Raw genomic sequence first — 18,288 nt, 5'->3', positions numbered from 1 at the left:
CTTACTTAATAGTTTAAGGTGTAGATTGAGTGGATATGCTGCCTGTAACCGATTGGAGATCAATAAATGGAGTAGCCCCTCCGGTAACGGACGGGAGACGTCCATCCCATTTCTCCAAGGCCTTTTCCTGAACTTCGATTTGCTTCAGCTGTACCAGCTCGGGGGTAACCTCTTGCTTCTTCAACTTGAGCGCAGCCGCTTCCGCTTCTGCTTGAGCAATCGTCTGTTGGGCTTCGATCTCGATCCGCTTCAGATCGTTGCTGGCCTTCAATGCCTGTTGCTGAGCAACCTGCTTGGCCTCGATCGACTGATTAAAGGCATCAGAGAATTTGAAATTCACGATATTCACTTCGTTCACGATCAAGTCGTATTTGGCCAGACGATTGGTCAAATGCTCACTGATCTCACCGGCTACAAGATCACGTTTGGCGATCAAATCCTCCGCCTGATAGCGGGCCGTCACTTCCTTCACGATCTCTTGAATCGCAGGATTAATAATGATCGCGTCATAATTGCTGCCCACATTGTTCATCAATTCGAAAGCCGATTCCTTGTTCACGGAGAAGTTTACCGCAACGTGGGTGGATACGGGCTGCAGATCCTTGGAGGACGCCGTTGCATCCGTTTCCGATTTCGTCACCTGGGTATTAACTTGAATAACATTTTGAACAAATGGAATCTTTAAATGAAGGCCCGGTGCCAACACACTGCTGTGCAGCTTACCGAATGTTTTATACAATCCTACATGCCCGTATTCCACTTGGGCCACACTGCTCGCACCTACAATCAACAACAACACTACCAGCACTGCCGTAGTCGTTAATCCCCTCATATTCCGCACTTTCTTCGGCGTTTGGTTTACTGTCTCCATCTGCTCTCCCCCATATCGTTCTGTTAGTTAGGCCATGTCTGGCGGTCATATCATTAATACGGAGAAAGCAAGTATTGGTCGCAAAAAATTCTGATTACATTTGCCGGGACAGCCAAGCGCGGTCTTGATTCCATTCTACATGAACCGGAAGCTCAAAGAACGAGGATAACACCTCGCTATTTAACATATCTCTCGTATTTCCCTGCTTGAAGATCTGGCCCCGACGGAGCAGTAATGTCTTGGAGAAAAGAGGCAGGATCTCTTCCGTATGGTGCGTTACATACATCATATGAGGCGAATCCGGCAGGGCGCCAAGCTCGGCAATGCTGTCCAGCAGCCCTTCTCTGGAGATAAAATCAAGCCCGTTAGCGGCTTCATCCAGAATTAACAGCTTCGGGTTAGCCATTAAGGCCCGGGCAATCAGCAGCTTTTGTTGTTCTCCTTGGGAACAGGTCTGATACGTTCTGTCCCATAAATGCCCGCATCGTAATTGATCCATTAATTGTCTGGCTCGGTCGAAATCCTCTGGCTCAGGCTGCTCATAAATGCCAATCGACGCAAACTTGCCGCTGACGACCAGCCGCTGAGCCGTCTCTCCCCCATGAATTCTTGCTTGAAGGGAGGAGCTAACCCAGCCAATGGATTTGCGCAACTCGCGAAGATCGATCTCTCCGTATTTTTCACCCAACACTCGAATTTGTCCGGTTGACGGCCAGATATACCCGCAGATCAGATTCAGCAACGTGGTCTTTCCGGACCCGTTCAATCCAAAGATCGCCCAATGCTCCCCATTCTTCGCCTTCCAGTTCATATCGCTTAAGACTTCTTTGCCTTCCCGTCTCCAGCTCACCTGCTCCAGCTCCACATAATTGCTCATCTCCATCTGCCTCCTTAGGAATTCAATACGCCGAATTGAGCCTGATGCAGTCGGCTGTAATGGCCGCCAGCTCCTACCAGGTCTTCATGTCTTCCCTGCTCCGAAATTCCTTCCTCAGATACGACCACAATTCGGTCTGCATTCTTGATCGTTGCAAGACGGTGAGCGATCACAAGCGTTGTGCGGCCTTCGGACAGCTCAGCCAGCGACTTCTGAATCGCCAGTTCTGTCTCGGTATCCAATGCTGAGGTCGCTTCGTCCAGAATCAGGATCGGCGGATTCTTGAGGAACATTCGTGCAATAGCCAGGCGCTGCTTTTGCCCGCCGGACAGCTTGACACCCCGCTCCCCGATAACCGTATCCATTCCTTCCGGCTGAGCCAGAATGAATTCCTCCAGCTTCGCCCGGCGTGCGGCCTCCCAAATTTCCTGTTCGTTAGCATCAAGCTTGCCGTAAGAAATATTTTCCCGGATGGAACCCGAGAATAAATACACATCCTGCTGCACGATTCCGATATTACGGCGAAGTGAGGACAACGTCATCTTCCGGATATCGGTTCCGTCAATGGAGATCGATCCGTCATTAGGTTCATAAAATCTCGGAAGCAAGCTGCACAGCGTCGTCTTCCCGGCTCCGGAAGGTCCGACAAAGGCAACGGTCTCACCGGCCTGAATCTTTAGCGAAATATCATTTAGCACCTTCGCCTCGCCGTCATATCCGAAACTCACGCGATCGAATACGATATCCCCCTTCAGCCAGCCCGCATCGACTGCATCCGCTTGGTCCGTTACATCAGGAGCCGTATCCATAATCTCAAGATAACGCTTAAAGCCGGCTATGCCCTTCGGATAGCTCTCGATAATAGCATTAATCTTCTCTATCGGACGCGTGAATACGTTAGCAAGCAGCAAGAATCCGATGAACTCGCCGTAGGACAGCTCACCGCGAATGACGAACCAGGTCCCGCATACCATAACAAACAGGGATACCAGACGCATCATCATATAGTTAATCGACATACTGCCCGCCATAATCTTATAGGCTTGAAGCTTGGTAGTACGGTATTTTCCGTTATTCTCAGCGAATTGCTTCTTCTCGTGCTCTTCGTTCGCGAAGGCCTGAACGACGCGGATTCCGCCGATGTTCTCCTCAACTCTTGCATTGAAATCAGCCAGGGCCCCAAATAATCCCCGGTAGGTCTTCGTCATCTTTCCATTATAATGAAGCGCCACCCATACAAGTACAGGAACAACAAGGAAGGTCAACACAGCCAGCTTCCAGTGAATGGACAGCATCAACAGGAAAGAGCCGATCAGCGTCATGAACGCAATAAAGACGTCCTCCGGTCCATGGTGGGCAACCTCGCCGATATTATCCAGATCATTCGAGATTCTGGACATCAAGTGGCCTGTTTTATTATTGTCATAAAAGCGAAAGGACAGCTTCTGAAGATGACCGAACATCTTTCTGCGCATCCGGGTCTCGATATTGACACCCAGCATATGCCCCCAGTAAGTAACGATGTAATTCAATACTGTATTCAAGACGTAAACACCCAGCAATGCGGCGCTTGCAAGAATGATCAGATTCCAATCCTTCCCCGGGAGAAGCTTGTCTACGAATTGATTAACCGCGATCGGAAATCCCAGCTCCAGGAGACCGGCAATGACCGCACAGCCGAAATCCAGAATAAACAGATTTTTGTAAGGCTTATAATATGAAAAAAAACGGCGTAACATCCTCTTCTCTCCTATCTATCTATTTATCTAATGCTGAACACAGTAACACAATTATAACATTTTTCAAAGACCAAAATTGAATTAATCAATATTGTTGGCATGGTCATAGCGAAATAAGGTACAATAACAAGCGAATCGGTTTCTTTTCCCGGAAGCCGCTTGAGACACGGAAACCCGTTTACGCATGGAAGGATGGAAGACACGAATGTATGTAGCAAACGACTGGAAAGATTACGAGGTTATCGATACCGGCAATGGAGAAAAGCTGGAGCGCTGGGGGGATGTAGTGCTTCGCAGGCCAGATCCGCAGATTATCTGGCCCATCCAGGATGAGAATGCCAAGTGGCGTGACGTGCATGGCCATTATCACCGCAGCTCTTCAGGCGGCGGACAATGGGAAATGAAAAAATCCCTTCCGGATCGCTGGAGCATCTCTTACGACCGGCTTAAATTCCACATTAAACCGACCAATTTCAAACATACCGGATTGTTCCCGGAGCAGGCAGCGAACTGGCGCTGGATGATGGACAAGATAGCATCCGCAGGCCGTCCGATTCAAGTTCTTAACCTGTTCGCTTACACAGGAGGCGCGACCGTAGCAGCCGCATCCGCCGGTGCATCCGTTGTACACGTCGATGCTGCGAAGGGCATGGTGCAATGGGCCAAGGAAAATCTCGCCCTCTCAGGTCTTGCAGATCGCCCTGTCCGCTTCATTACCGATGATGTATTCAAATTCGTGCAGCGGGAGCAGCGCCGCGGCAATAAATACGATGCCATCATTATGGACCCGCCATCCTATGGAAGAGGACCCGGAGGTGAAATGTGGAAGCTGGAGACGAGCTTGTATCCCTTCGTCGAATCCTGCATGTCCATACTCTCTGACAATCCGCTTTTCTTCCTGATTAATTCCTATACCACAGGCATCTCACCTACGGTGCTTCATAATATATTGTCCATGACCGTCAAGCAGCGCTGCGGCGGTACGATCTCTGCAGGTGAACTAGGCCTTCCTATTACCCGCTCCGGTCTTTATCTGCCTTGCGGCATTCTTGGACGGTGGGAGGAATCCTGATGCAAGACATCGCCATCCTGTTCGAAGATAACCACTTACTTGGGATTGTGAAGCCGGTTAATATCCCGACCCAGGCCGATGCAAGCGGCGATGAGGATCTGCTTAATCTGCTCAAGAAGGATCTCCGCCAGAGATATGCCAAGCCGGGCAATGTTTATCTCGGGCTTGTGCACCGGCTTGACCGCCCGGTTGGAGGAGCCATGATCTTTGCCAAAACCTCCAAGGCCGCCTCAAGATTATCGGATGCCGTTAGAATCCGCAAGCTGGAGAAAACCTATTTGGCCGTCGTGCGCGGCAAGCCGGCTCACATCGAGGGAAGACTGAAGGATACGCTGCTGAAGGATGAACGGACCAATACCGTGAGCATCGTTCCGACTGGAACAATGGGGGGCAAGGAAGCCATTCTTGATTTTAAGGTTGTCGGATACGCTGCGGAACAGAACCTTAGCCTGGTTCGTGTCAAATTGCTTACAGGCCGATCTCATCAAATCCGCGTTCAGTTAAGCGGAATAGGCTGCCCTTTGTATGGAGATCAGAAGTATGGAGCAGAGTTGAATACTCCCGGGGAACAGTTAGCGCTCTGGTCCGTATATGTCGGCTTCCCCCATCCGGTCAGCAAAACGCCGGTTGACCTGATCTCTCTCCCGCCCAGAGTCTTCCCATGGTCGCTTTGGGATGAAAGGATCTGCAAGCAAGCGGCTGAGGATAGCGTAGCCGGAGACAACGAATAAAGATTACTTAACAAATTGATATCAGAGGACTAGTAAGGCGGGGCAACGGGGCTGTCCCAAAAGTCCCTGAACACAAAAGCCAGAAGGAAAAGGTGATATTTTCCATCCGGCTTTTTTGTGTTTGTAGGAAGTGGCCGCGAGCAGATGTTTTTTGTACGACTTTTCGTATATAAGTGTGAGTGGATTTCTCTTCCAGAACTTAGTCCAATAAAAGAAAGCCGCAAACAGCGACCGCAAGCATCCTTCACACGTTTGCCCCCGCACGCATAATCATTAGTCGGCATCGAACAGCCCCGTGCTCTGTTAAAATTTCGACAGCTTGTGTACCGGCCACAATGCCCATCTCAGGAAGGGACGAGACCAATATGCAAGTACCGTTGTTGCCGTCCAAGAGCTGCGTTTATTCTGAATATATTGATCATTGATAATATAAGTCCGGGTTGAGGTCGGGCTCTTTAAGCCAAGCTTCTCCCATTCCGCAGGATCATTCGAACCTCCGAGTCTTCTAAGCATATTCATCGTCTCAACATCAATTTGAGCTGGAATTTGCTCATAGGCTTGTGTGATCTGCATGTGAAACTCGTCGATAGGACTGCGGCTGGTCAGACTCTCCAGGTGAATACCCTCGCGAAGATATGAAACATAAGCCAAATGGTCAGCCCAATACTTGTCGATATAAAAAAGCCGCACCCGCTGCTCCGAAGGAGTCATCGGCTTTTCGCCTTTCAAAATGCGGAGCCGCTCCTTATATAGTATTCGCCGCTGATCCTCTACCATATCGGAATAGCTGTTCAGCTCCTGGTGGATATCGAAGTTTTGACCCATGACGACACGCTGAATATGGGCGATCTTCCTCACAAGCACCGGATCTTCGATAGCCTCTTCTTGTTTAGGAATATACAGCATGGTATCCATACCGAATCGCAGCAACAGCTCGTCTTCCAGGCTGACAAAAAATATGGAGGAGCCCGGGTCACCCTGACGGCCTGAACGCCCGCGGAGCTGATTGTCAATTCGCACGCTTTCGTTCACATAGGTGCCAATCACATACAAACCGCCTAGCTGGGCAACAACCTCAGCCTGCTCATCGTTACCTCCTCCAAGCGTGATGTCAACGCCGCGGCCCGCCATATTTGTAGATACCGTTACCGCGCCGATCTCCCCTGCTTTTGCGATGATTTCAGCTTCTTCAGCATCATTCTTAGCATTCAGAACATGACAAGGTACATGGGCAACCGCCAGCGCTGCCGCCAGTTTATCCGACTCCTCGACGCTTGACGTACCAATGAGAATAGGACGCCCCGTCGCATGGACAGAAGAGATTTCCTGCACAAGCGCCTTGAGCTTAGCTTCTTTGTGCGTATATATCCGGTGCGGGTAATCAATCCGTCTATTGGGCAGATTTGAAGGGACTGGCAGCACCTGCAGCGCATAAATGTGCTTGAAATCCATTGCAGAAGCGAGTGCGGTAGCCGTCATTCCGCAGATTTTCGGATACAGGCTGATGAAATGTTGAATGGTGATTGTTCCTAGAATTTTCCCGCCAGACTCCCAATGCACTCCTTCCTTGGCCGCAAGTGCGGCCTGGAGCCCATCCGGTAAATATCTGTTCTCCGCCACACGTCCGGTATATTCTTCAACCAACTCGATTTTGTCGTCCCGAACAATGTAGTCAATGTCTTTCTTCATTAATGTTTCTACATGCAATGCGCAATTTAATGACGTTAACAAATGAGCGTTATGGGGATCATACAAATTGTCACATCCCAGTAATGACTCCGCTTTTGCAGCTCCTGCTTCAATCAAATAAACATTTCGCTGAAATTCGTCGAACTCATAATGCTCATCTTGCTGTAGCTGTCGAGCCACCTCTGCATAAGAAAAATCATCATTGTTGGAAAATTCCGAATCACCGGCAATGACCAACGGCACCCTTGCTTCATCGAGGAGCAGGGAATCCGCTTCATCGACGATGACGTAGTGAAAAGGACGATGCACCATATCGGATGAGTCTAGAGCAATCGTGTCGCGCAAATAATCGAATCCCGCTTCTTTAGCTGTCACATAGGTTACATCAGCAGCATAGACCTCCCGTTTTTCGGACAAGTTCATACCCGCTTGAATCGCTTGAACCGTTAATCCTAGGAAGCGATAGATCGGCCCCATCCACTCTGCATCCCGCTTCGCCAAATAATCGTTAAAAGTCAGCACATGTACGCCTTCTCCAGTCAACGCATTTAGATAAGCTGGCATAACCGCAGAGAGCGTCTTTCCTTCTCCGGTATGCTGCTCGATCAAAAAGCGTTCGTGCAAAGCAATGGCAGCCATGATCTGGACATCATAGGGTTGTAATCCGATCGTTCTCTTCGCGGCCTCGCAGACCAGCGCATAGGCATCGATAAGCAGCTCGTCCAAAGGCCTGCCCGTCTGTGCCTCCTTTTTCAGCCGGAGCGATTCCGCTTGCAGCTGCTTTTCGTTCCATGCTCCCAAGTTCCGTTTCCTGATGAGCTCCACTTTCTCCCGGCAGCTCTTCAGCTTTTGCAGATTATCGCGATCTTTGAATTCCCGGATCATCTTGACGGCTAGATTCATCGCATTTATTCCCCCTGCTCCTTGTTTCTCTAGGCATATTCCATGACATATCAGTGTAAGAAGTTTTTATCATTATATTCCATCTTCGTCCATCTGTCAGGCTATCGTGAAGAAACTTGATTTCAGAGTAAATAAAAACAACGCGCACCGGCGGAATACCGGTACGCGTTGGCGCAGCTTAGTCTTTTTAACTTCTCTGATTAGAGGTATAAGACCTCGATCTATTGATCAACCCTTATTCCTATGCTTTCGCCCCTGAAATCTTGCCCAGCAGATAAACTAGAAGCTGCTGGTTATGGGTCGAAAGCCGATCGAGCACACCCTCCAGATAGCTGTCTCTTAGCTGAACGCCTCGCAGGACTTCTTGCTTACCTTTATCCGTAATCGAGACCCACACGATACGCCGGTCTTCCTCATCCCGTTCTCGATGGATGAGTCCGCCGCGCTCCATGCGGTCAAGCAGCATTGTCACCGCGGCTGGGGTGATTGACAGGAACGGAATTAATTCAGAAGGCTTCAGGCTCCCTTCCCGTTCCAGATGTTCCAATACCGCAAGCTGGCTCATCGTCAAAGTTGGAGCCAGTTGCCCCTCCATATGCGTCTGATAATCCTTGGTAATTATCCCAAGAAGCTTGCCGAATTCAGCCGTATGCACATTCTGTCACCCCTCAAGAACGAATCCGAATGATCCTCTTTATTTGTACTGTCATGCATTCTTCGACGTTTGAGAGGTAAACTCCTGCTTGACCCCAATGGATTCAAGGTGCTTATAAATTGACTTTTGGAACTCATGCTTAAAGGATCACTTTTCTCCAGCCGAATGGATCCTCCAGAACCCCTTTCTGGATTCCTGTAATCGTATCATACAACTTCTTGGAGATTTCGCCGGTATGTCCGCCGCTAATTGTAATTTCTTCGGTGTCCCATTTCATCTTGCCGATCGGCGAGATAACAGCAGCCGTTCCTGTGCCGAAGGCTTCCTCAAGCGTTCCCGCCCTGGAGGCTTCAAACAGTTCCTCAACCGAAATCTTGCGTTCAGTAACCTGGTGCCCCCAGGACTGCAGCAAGCGAATTACTGAATCTCTGGTGATTCCGGCAAGAATACTCCCAGAGAGCTCAGGTGTCACGATTTCGCCGGAAATTTTAAAGAATACATTCATGCTTCCGACTTCTTCGATATATTTCTTTTCTACGCCATCGAGCCAAAGCACCTGAGAATAACCTTGCTTCTGAGCAATCTCCTGGGCCTTGATTCCGGAGGCATAGTTCCCGGCCGTCTTGGCCGTGCCCGTCCCCCCGCGTACTGCCCGCACATATTGATTTTCTACAAAGATCGAAACCGGATGAATCCCCTCCGGATAGTAAGAGCCGGATGGAGACATGATCACCATGAGCTTGTATTGTCTAGCAGCCCTTACGCCAAGCCCTGGCTCGGTTGCGATAATAAACGGACGGATGTACAAGGATGACTCCGCTCCATCCGGGATCCAGTCCTGATCCTCACGCACCAGCGCGATGATTCCTTCGAGCAGCAGCTCCTCATCCACTTCAGGGATGCTGATCCGCTCGCTGGATTGATTCAGACGATGCATATTGGCATCGGGCCGAAACAGACAGACATGACCATCCGCTGTTTTGTAGGCCTTCATCCCTTCGAATACCTCCTGGCCATAATGAAACACCATTGCAGAAGGATCCAGAGTAATCGGACCGTAAGGAACGATCATTGGCTCATGCCAGCCCTGTTCAGCAGAATAATCCATAACCAGCATGTGGTCTGTAAAATATTTACCGAAACCGAGGCTATCTCCGTCCGGCTTGGTCTTTAGCTGTTCATTGCGAACTACTTTGATCTCTTTCACTGAAATACGCTCCTTTTGAAAATGCCGTATCATTTGAATTAACTATACGCTTAGCGCTTGCATTGATCAATACCATAGTATCGATTATAATCATAGAAATTATCTATACTATCTCAGTTAAACTGATGATTCCACGCTGGGGGCAACGTTGCTTCTTTAGTTCAACTGAAATAGTAAGAAGGGGAGAAAAAAATGGAGCACCGTCTGCTTGACTACTTTCTGGTTCTGGCCGAAGAACTGCATTTCACAAAGGCGGCCGACCGTCTGGGAATTACCCAGCCGACCCTCAGCCATCAGATCAAGCTTCTCGAGCAAGAACTGGGAACACCGTTGTTCCAGCGCTCCGGCAAGAAAACCTATCTCACCTCCGCCGGAAGCATACTGATGGAGCATGCGCAGCAGGTGCATCACGAACTCACTCAGGCCCGTTTGAAGATCGGCGAACTATCGGGCTTGAAGCGCGGCAGGCTGCGAATCGGCTGCTCCGGCAATCATTTGCTGACCGAATCGTTGATTTCGTTCCACCAGCTGCACCCGGATATCGAGCTGACCGTTATGGAGCTGGCCACCGATGAGACCCATGAGGGATTGTTGACGAACCGGCTCGACCTTGGAGTCGTCTTCCTGCCGTTAGAAGATGAGCAATTAATGAGCCGACCGCTATTCAATGAGGAACTGGTATTCATTATCTCCAAGCATCACAAGCTGGCCAGCATTCCGCAGATCACCCTGCCCGAGTTAAGAGATGTACCGCTGATTTTGTTCCAGCAGAAATTTCTTGCCAGGCAATTGCTTGATCAGGCTTGCCGTCAAGCTGGGATTGCCTTAAGGCCTGTAATCGAGCTGTCCACCATGGATTCGCAGATCCGGATGGCAGAGCAAGGGATTGGCGCAACGATCCTCCCCGCCTCCTATGCGGCAATTACCCGCTCTACCGGCCTGGCAATCATCCCTTTGGCTCCCTCTGCTCCCCGGAAGGAGGTCGGGCTTGTCTATAAAAAATCAACCTTCTTGGACCCGGCGTTAAATCAATTTATTCTCCATCTGGAGGCGCGTTACCTGCAAGGAAAATAAGCTTCGCGAGCCGCGCCTATGCGCTGCCAGCGAAGCTCAACCCTAACTGAGGACGTAAATATCCGCAATATGATCATTTTTAGCGACGGGAACGAGAATCTTGCCCGTCGATTTGCGGTCGGCCAGCGGCGCAGCCTCAGAGCTGAAGCTGTGAACTTCGCCTTCCTTCGTCACCGCAGACAACTGCAACGGATCCTTGCAATGGAAACCGCCTGCCAATACGCTGCCATTCGGCTTCACCCGCTTGCCTTCCTTGAATTCGAAGGTTTGCAGGCCTTTACCGCCCCGGCTTTGCAGCGGGTAATCCAGAAGCAGACTGCGCTTGCCATATCCGAGATCGGATAAGACCAGCACTTCCCCTTCATCGCCCTCTACCCACAGGCCCGTGATCACTTCATCATCCGCCTTGAGCGTAATGCCTTTCACGCCCGCAGATACGCGTCCCATCGGATTTACTTCGGATTCGGCAAACCGGATAGCCATTCCAAGCTTGGTCAAGAGTAAAATCTCTTGCCGATTATAGCTGAGCGTAACCGAAATCACTTCATCGCCTGAAGCTACCTTGCAGGCAGCAACCGACCCGGTGCGCTTCGTCTCGTACTCCTTCAGCTCTGTCCGCTTCACCTGGCCGCGCTTCGTAATGAACACCAGGCTGGCTGCAGCCTCATCGAATCCGGCAAGCGGAATGACGCTGACAATGCGGTCATCCTTGGCGAGCGGAATCACATTGACGATCGCGGTGCCGTTATCCTTCCATTTGAACTCCGGAATCTGGTGTACAGGAAGCACGAAATATTGACCATGCTGCGTGAAAATCAATAGATTTTGCAGCGTATTCACGTCAATGATCTGTCGGATGTAGTCGCCATCCTTGACTCCAGACCCGCTGCGCTCCGCTCCAGAACGAGTAAAGGACAACATGCTAGTGCGCTTGATGTACCCGTCGTTCGAAAGGGTGACCAGCACATCCTCCTGTGCCACAAGCACTTCCAGATTCACCTTGAGTTCTTCAACCTCGCCCTGAATTTGCGAACGGCGGTCGATGCCGTATTTTTCCCGGATTTCAAGAAGCTCTTTCTTGATCAGTGCGATCAGCTTACGGTCGCTCTCCAAAATTCCGCGAAGTGTGGCGATCTTCTTCTGGATATCTTCCAGTTCCTTTTGCAAAGAGGTAATCTCCAGATTTGTCAGCCGATAGAGCTGCAGGGACAGAATGGAATCCGCTTGACGCTCTGTGAAGCCGAACATCCACTGCAGATTGTTCTGGGCATCCTGCCGGTTCTTCGAAGCCTTGATCGCGGCGATGACCTCATCCAGAATATTCAGCGCCTTAACCAGACCCTCCAACACATGAGCGCGATCCTCCAGCTTCTCCAGCTCAAACCGAGTACGGAAGGTAACGACCTCGCGCTGATGCGCAATATAGGCGTCGAGCATCGCTTTAAGCCCCAATTGGCGCGGAGCCTTATTCACAATGGCAACCATATTGAAATTGTAAGTCACTTGAAGGTCCGTCTTTTTGAGGAGATAAGCTAAAATTCCCTGGGCATCCGCGTCCTTCTTCAATTCCACGACGATTCTCAGACCAGCACGCCCGCTTTCATCGCGCACCTCGGCAATACCGTCTACTTTTTTCTCCAGACGAATATTCTCCATGGCGGTTACAAGGCGAGACTTCACAACCTGATAAGGAATTTCGGTAATTACAATTTGTTGTTTACCGCCGCGCAGGGACTCGATCTCTGTTTTCGAGCGTAAATAAATCCGGCCTTTCCCTGACTCGTATGCCTCGCGGATTCCCTCTTCGCCCATAATAATTCCGCCGGTTGGAAAATCCGGCCCCTTAATGTACGCCCGAATATCGCCCAGCTCCAGCTGCGGATTTTCCATCAATGCTACACAAGCATCAATCACCTCGCGCAGGTTGTGGGGAGGGATCTCCGTGGCGAATCCGGCAGAAATACCGCTGGCCCCGTTCACTAGCAAATTAGGGAATCTGGCTGGGAGAACAACCGGTTCCATCGCCGTGTTATCGAAGTTATCCTTAAATGGAACCGTTCGTTTCTCGATATCTCTTAGCAGCTCAAGCGCAATCGGCGAGAGGCGGGCTTCCGTGTACCGCATTGCTGCAGCAGGATCGTCGTCCTGTGAGCCCCAGTTCCCGTGTCCGTCCACCAGCACATGTCCCATCTTCCACGGCTGTGCCATCCGCACCATGCCTTCATAAATGGAAGAGTCGCCATGCGGGTGATAATTCCCCATGACATCCCCGACCGTCTTGGCCGACTTGCGGTACGGCTTGTCCGGCGTGTTGCCCGAATCGTACATCGCATACAGGATCCGGCGTTGGACAGGCTTCAGTCCGTCTCGCACATCGGGAATCGCCCGGTCCTGAATAATATATTTGGAATACCGGCCAAAGCGGTCACCCACCACTTCCTCGAGAAAAGCCGGTAAAAAGTTCTCCAATGAGCTCAATTCATTCACCTTCTATTCCTCATACTCCGTAAAGTCCACGTTTTCGACGATCCAGCGCTTCCGCGGATCGACCTTGTCCCCCATAAGGGTGGACACCCTGCGCTCCGCCTTGGCGGCATCTTCAATCTGCACCTGAAGCATCGTCCGGGTCTCCGGATCCATGGTCGTCTCCCACAGCTGCTCCGGATTCATTTCTCCAAGTCCCTTATAGCGTTGAAGCTCAAAGTTCTTGCCGAACTCCTTCAAATAGTTTTGCAGCTGCTCATCGCTCCAGGCATAACGAATCGTCTCCAGCTTTCCGGAACGGCGGGTAATCTTATAGAGCGGCGGTTGAGCAATATACACCCTTCCCGCATCAATCAACGGCTTCATATAACGGTAAAAGAACGTCAGCAGCAGCACCTGGATGTGCGCGCCATCTGTATCCGCATCCGTCATAATGATAATCTTCGAATAGTTGCTGTCCTCGACGGCAAATTCATTGCCGATTCCCGCGCCTATGGCAGCTATGATCGCCCGATACTCATCGTTCTTCATAATATCAGCCAGCTTGGCCTTCTCAGGATTCATCGGCTTGCCCTTCAGCGGCAAGATCGCCTGAATTTTGGAGTCTCTGCCTTGCTTCGCCGATCCGCCGGCCGAGTCCCCTTCCACGATAAACAGCTCGGTCCGTGAAAAATCCTTCGACTGCGCCGGGGTCAGCTTGCCGCCCAGATTCGAGCTCTCGCTCCGCTTCTTCCCGGTACGCATCTCGTCTCTGGCCTTTCGGGCCGCCTCTCTTGCACGGGACGCCTGAATCGCCTTTTTGATCAGCGTCTGGGCAACCTGAGGATTTTCCTCCAGGAACAACGCCATTTTCTCGGATACTACAGCATCCACCGCACTTCTGGCTGATGCGCTGCCAAGCTGATCCTTGGTCTGTCCCACAAATTCAACCTCGGACATTTTGACGCTGATTACCGCCATCATGCCCTCCCGCAGGTCATTGCCCTCCAGATTTTTGTCCTTCTCCTTGAGAATCGCATATTTCCGGGCATAATCATTCATCACTCGCGTATAGGCCGTCTTAAAGCCTGTCTCATGAGTTCCTCCGCCCCGTGTAGGGATCGAGTTCACGAAAGAGACCAGTGTCTCGGTGTAGCCCGCATTGTATTGCAGCGCCACCTCCACCTCGATATCATCCCGTTCCGCATAGAAATGCACCACTTCATGGAGCACATCTTTGCCATCATTCAGGAATTCCACGAACTGGCTCGCTCCGCCCTCGTAAAAAAACTCGTCGGAACGGTCGGATCGCTCATCCTTCAGGCTGACCTTCAAACCTGAATTCAGAAAAGCGATCTCCTGCAAACGTTCCGCGAGTGTATCGTAGTTAAGTCCGATTCCATTCACAAACACACGTTTGTCCGGTTTAAACGTTACCTTGGTGCCGCTCTTGTTGGTGTTGCCCAGCACCTCAAGGCCAGTCACTGGCTCACCGACATGCTCGACGCCATGGTTATCCACCCAATATTCGAAGCGCATACGGTGAACCTTACCTTCCCGGTAAATCTCAACCTCCAGCCATTCTGACAACGCATTCGTTACGGAGGCGCCTACACCGTGCAGGCCGCCGGATTTCTTGTAGCCGGAGCCGCCGAATTTCCCGCCGGCATGGAGAATTGTATATACAACCTGCGGCGTTGGGACACCGGTCTTATGCATCCCGGTTGGAATTCCCCGCCCATTATCGGTTACCGTAACGGAGCCGTCCTTGTTCAGCGAAATGTCGATCTTGGTACAAAATTTGGCCAGATGCTCGTCGACCGCATTGTCTACAATCTCCCATACCAGATGATGAAGTCCCGACGAGCTCGTACTGCCGATATACATACCAGGTCGTTTGCGAACTGCGACAAGCCCTTCGAGCACCTGAATGTCGTCCGCGTCGTATCCCGAAGATCCGGTTCCGGACGCAGGTCCGTTCGTCCCTTCGAACAAATCGATTTGTTCGGCCATTCATGCTCCCCCTTTTACTTCAATATGTAATCTATACCTGCAAAAATGCAAACAGATGTTTTGTTATTCCTTGTCCATTTTAATTCAAGATATCCTGTTTAGTAAAGACAAGGAATGAAACAATCAGCGAACAAGCTGCCCATATCCCTAGTACTATCAAGGAAAACCCGAGACTCATGCCCTCAATCGGGACTGGAGTCCCAGCTAAATAATCCGTTAGACCCAAATTCACCATGAACAGATATTTTGCACTCGTCCAGGCTGAGGCCATATTGGTCAAAATATTGCCCGCGATCAGCGAGGACATCATGATGATGATGCTTGCCGCCGTGCTTCTTACCAGAACCGAAACCATCAACGCGAGGATAGCCACGACTACTCCTACGTACCAGACCAGACCGGCCTGCATGAACAGGTATTTCCATTGCGGAACTGCATGGACTGAGGATAGATCAACACTTGCTCCATCCAACCGGAAGCCAGTGAAGACGGGAAGCTGAAATCCCTTATAGCCAAAAAACATACCCGAGATTAGATAGCATATCACAAAAACAGCCAGCACTGTCAATGACACGAACATCAGCAGTGTGATCAGCTTGCTTAGCAGGATCTTCCATCTGCGCACCGGGCGCGTCAGGAGCATCTTTATCGTTCCCGTCGTGCGTTCCGCGGACACGATATCGGATCCCAAACCCATAATCAACAATGGAATAAACAGGGTTGCAGCGTTATCCAAGAACTCGCGCGTGAAGGTAACTCCTCCCGGCGCCGCAGGATTCACATTATGCTCCAGGTAATACTTCATCTGCTGAATATAGACTTGGCGGTACTTCTTCCATTCTTCGGGGACACGGTCACTGCCTAGGGAGTTCTGATTGTCCGTGATCGCCTGCTGGACCTCTCTGCGCCAATCGGTGCCATACTTCTCCCGCTTGCTCTCCGCCTGCTTCATTTGCGCATAAGAGAACACCGGCACCAACACGAGCAGCACCAGGAGTACAACATAGAAACGCTTCTTCTTAATCATCTTTTCAGTTTCATTCTGAACAAGCCCCATGATTTGATTATTCAATGCTCTCACGCTCCGTCATCTCCAAGAACAGCTGCTCAAGAGTGGGATTAATCTTGTGGGCCCCCTGAATTTGAATTCCAGCCTTCACAAGCTGGGGAATGAGCTCCCGGATCTCTTCTTCCCTCATTTCTGTCAGAATGGATCCTTCCATGCTTCCGGTTAACAGCGCATCATCCAGCACCTCCCCCGGATGCTCGATCAGTTGGCAGCCGAGAGCACGCAGCGCCTCTTCCCCCCGTACCCGGGGAACTAACTGCCAGGCGACATAGCTGCTGCTATTGCGGATCAGCTCGGCAACCGGCCCGGAGGCCAGCACCTTCCCCCTGCTGATGATCGCAACTCTGTCGCACATTAACTGAATCTCGCTCAGCAGATGGCTGGATACTACGACAGCCATTCCCTGATCCGCCAGGCTTCGGATAAACTGTCTGAGCTCTTTGATCCCTTTCGGGTCCAGACCATTCGTTGGCTCATCAAGGATCAACAGTTTGGGAGCCCCAAGCAAAGCCTGGGCAATGCCAAGCCGCTGTCGCATTCCGAGCGAATAAGTCTTAACCTTGTCATGAATCCGCGCATCCAACCCGACCAAGGCAGCTACTTCTTTCAGCCGTTCCTTGGAGATCCCCGGCTGCATCCGTGCAAATTGCTCCAGATTCTCATAACCGGTCAGATAGCTGTATACCTCGGGATTCTCCACAATGGAGCCGACATAGGACAGCGCAAGCTCGGGATTGCGATTAACCTGATGCCCGCAAATGCTCACGCTTCCTTCTGTTGGACGAATCAAGTCCACCAGCATCCGGATCGTTGTCGTCTTCCCTGCACCATTCGGGCCTAGAAATCCGAATATCTCGCCTTCTCGTACAGTGAAGGATACATTCTCCACAATCGTCTTTTTGCCGATCACCTTCTTCAGCCTATCTACCTGAAGAACCACCTCAGGCAGATTTGCCGCTCGATCCGCATGGCTTTCAAGCTTCATTTGCGCTCCTCCCCCGACACTGTAGTAACAGCAAGAGCCTGAACAATCCGTTCGGCAATCGCCTGGTATCCATCGCGGTTCGGATGAAAATGATCCTCGGCCAAGTAGCGTCCAGCATTGAAAGTAAATAAATCGGAGGTGGGAATCGCCAATCCTTGTCCCGTGGAGGCCATCACTGCCGCGGCAAACTGATTCCACTCCTGAACAATTCGGTTCCCCTGCTCCCTTACCTCTTCCAAGTCAGAGAAAGGGTTGTATAGCATGACATACACGAGCTGCGCTTCCGAATTAATCTTTCGGATTTCTTCAACAATCTTCACAAACCGTTCTTCAGCCTGCTTCATCTTATTTAAAAGCTGGTCCTCATCCGGCAACCCGGTCATTTGATCCGCTCCAGCGAACAGATCATTTGCTCCGATGGATAGGATGATTACACCCGCTTGACGGAGAGCATATTGCACGCCGTCCTCGTCCAGCATAGGCAACACCCCGGAGGTCGTCAGCCCGTTAATTCCAAGGTTGTTAACAAGCTTGGAATCCACCCCTTGCTTTTGAAGCAGCTCAGAGACGGCCCTAGCAAAGCCGCTTCCCGTATCATCTCCGGTTCCCTTTGCCAGAGAATCCCCTACAGCCGTCACATCCATATTCCCGGGAGCAACTTGCCGCTCATCGGATGCTGCATTTTCAAGCCCGGCAGAACCGGTATCCGGCGGCACTGGAAAGATGACGTCGGATACAGCATATGCAAACCCGCAGACCAGCATCAGCGTTGCCGCCACCGACACTACCCCCGTTATTTTCCAAACTCTGCTTCCTTTCCCCATTCCCTGCCCTCCTAACGTTGCACTTCTATCTAATCTCTCCCATTCATGCAATAAACATAAAACATCTGGTCCATCAAATGCAAACGGAGCGGCAAAAGAAAGGGCAGTGCCGAAAG

Annotated in this window: 14 protein-coding genes; 3 read left to right on the top strand and 11 right to left on the bottom strand. The window is 50.9% G+C overall.

Features of this window, described 5'->3' with window-relative positions; all coding sequences use genetic code 11:
- Positions 1-13 precede the first annotated feature (13 nt).
- The 3 genes from KQJ23_RS11495 to KQJ23_RS11485 all read right to left on the bottom strand — a co-directional run bounded on the left by KQJ23_RS11495 (position 14) and on the right by KQJ23_RS11485 (position 3,487).
- Positions 14-871 (bottom strand): prohibitin family protein, encoded by an 858-nt coding sequence (locus tag KQJ23_RS11495; protein ID WP_216479032.1) that lies wholly within the window; start codon positions 869-871, stop codon positions 14-16.
- A 94-nt stretch (positions 872-965) separates the two neighbouring features.
- Positions 966-1,748: an ABC transporter ATP-binding protein gene (locus tag KQJ23_RS11490; protein WP_216479031.1), complete on the bottom strand. Its 783-nt coding sequence runs from the start codon at positions 1,746-1,748 to the stop codon at positions 966-968.
- Positions 1,749-1,762: 14 nt separating this feature from the next.
- Complete coding sequence (locus KQJ23_RS11485) at positions 1,763-3,487, bottom strand: ABC transporter ATP-binding protein (RefSeq protein ID WP_216479030.1); 1,725 nt, start codon at positions 3,485-3,487, stop codon at positions 1,763-1,765.
- A gap of 205 nt (positions 3,488-3,692) precedes the next feature.
- Here KQJ23_RS11485 and KQJ23_RS11480 point away from each other — a divergent pair, with 205 nt between their 5' ends.
- Positions 3,693-4,559 carry a class I SAM-dependent methyltransferase gene (locus tag KQJ23_RS11480; RefSeq protein WP_216479168.1) on the top strand — a complete coding sequence of 289 codons (867 nt, stop codon included), beginning with the start codon at positions 3,693-3,695 and terminating at the stop codon, positions 4,557-4,559.
- Positions 4,559-5,290, top strand: coding sequence for an RluA family pseudouridine synthase (locus tag KQJ23_RS11475; protein WP_216479029.1), 732 nt, complete (start codon positions 4,559-4,561; stop codon positions 5,288-5,290). Before KQJ23_RS11480 ends, KQJ23_RS11475 begins: the two co-directional genes overlap by 1 nt.
- 303 nt (positions 5,291-5,593) lie before the next feature.
- Here the strand turns inward: KQJ23_RS11475 and KQJ23_RS11470 are convergent, their stop codons facing one another.
- The 3 genes from KQJ23_RS11470 to KQJ23_RS11460 all read right to left on the bottom strand — a co-directional run bounded on the left by KQJ23_RS11470 (position 5,594) and on the right by KQJ23_RS11460 (position 9,744).
- The gene (locus KQJ23_RS11470) at positions 5,594-7,882 is read right to left on the bottom strand and encodes a preprotein translocase subunit SecA (RefSeq protein ID WP_216479028.1); all 2,289 of its coding nucleotides are present in this window, start codon (positions 7,880-7,882) and stop codon (positions 5,594-5,596) included.
- A gap of 241 nt (positions 7,883-8,123) precedes the next feature.
- Complete coding sequence (locus KQJ23_RS11465) at positions 8,124-8,537, bottom strand: MarR family winged helix-turn-helix transcriptional regulator (RefSeq protein WP_216479027.1); 414 nt, start codon at positions 8,535-8,537, stop codon at positions 8,124-8,126.
- Positions 8,538-8,676: 139 nt separating this feature from the next.
- Positions 8,677-9,744, bottom strand: coding sequence for a branched-chain amino acid aminotransferase (locus KQJ23_RS11460; protein WP_346779387.1), 1,068 nt, complete (start codon positions 9,742-9,744; stop codon positions 8,677-8,679).
- A gap of 192 nt (positions 9,745-9,936) precedes the next feature.
- Here KQJ23_RS11460 and KQJ23_RS11455 point away from each other — a divergent pair, with 192 nt between their 5' ends.
- Positions 9,937-10,818: a LysR family transcriptional regulator gene (locus tag KQJ23_RS11455; RefSeq protein ID WP_216479025.1), complete on the top strand. Its 882-nt coding sequence runs from the start codon at positions 9,937-9,939 to the stop codon at positions 10,816-10,818.
- 42 nt (positions 10,819-10,860) lie between these two features.
- Here the strand turns inward: KQJ23_RS11455 and gyrA are convergent, their stop codons facing one another.
- The 5 genes from gyrA to KQJ23_RS11430 form a co-directional block, all read right to left on the bottom strand.
- Positions 10,861-13,296, bottom strand: a complete 2,436-nt coding sequence (gene gyrA, locus KQJ23_RS11450) for a DNA gyrase subunit A (protein ID WP_216479167.1) — start codon at positions 13,294-13,296, stop codon at positions 10,861-10,863.
- Positions 13,297-13,308: 12 nt separating this feature from the next.
- Positions 13,309-15,294 carry a DNA topoisomerase IV subunit B gene (gene parE / locus KQJ23_RS11445; RefSeq protein WP_216479024.1) on the bottom strand — a complete coding sequence of 662 codons (1,986 nt, stop codon included), beginning with the start codon at positions 15,292-15,294 and terminating at the stop codon, positions 13,309-13,311.
- A gap of 79 nt (positions 15,295-15,373) precedes the next feature.
- A complete protein-coding gene (locus tag KQJ23_RS11440) occupies positions 15,374-16,351 on the bottom strand; it encodes an ABC transporter permease (RefSeq protein WP_216479166.1) in 978 nt (325 codons plus the stop codon).
- A 7-nt stretch (positions 16,352-16,358) separates the two neighbouring features.
- Complete coding sequence (locus KQJ23_RS11435; RefSeq protein WP_216479023.1) at positions 16,359-17,348, bottom strand: ABC transporter ATP-binding protein; 990 nt, start codon at positions 17,346-17,348, stop codon at positions 16,359-16,361.
- A complete protein-coding gene (locus tag KQJ23_RS11430) occupies positions 17,345-18,172 on the bottom strand; it encodes a GDSL-type esterase/lipase family protein (RefSeq protein ID WP_216479022.1) in 828 nt (275 codons plus the stop codon). The genes KQJ23_RS11435 and KQJ23_RS11430 overlap by 4 nt, the downstream gene beginning before the upstream one ends.
- Positions 18,173-18,288: the final 116 nt, after the last annotated feature.

It is taken from the genome of Paenibacillus brevis, assembly GCF_018919145.1.
GTDB lineage: Bacteria > Bacillota > Bacilli > Paenibacillales > Paenibacillaceae > Fontibacillus > Fontibacillus brevis.
Note: the sequence above shows the minus strand (reverse complement) of the source record. Positions and strands in the feature narration are given on the sequence as shown.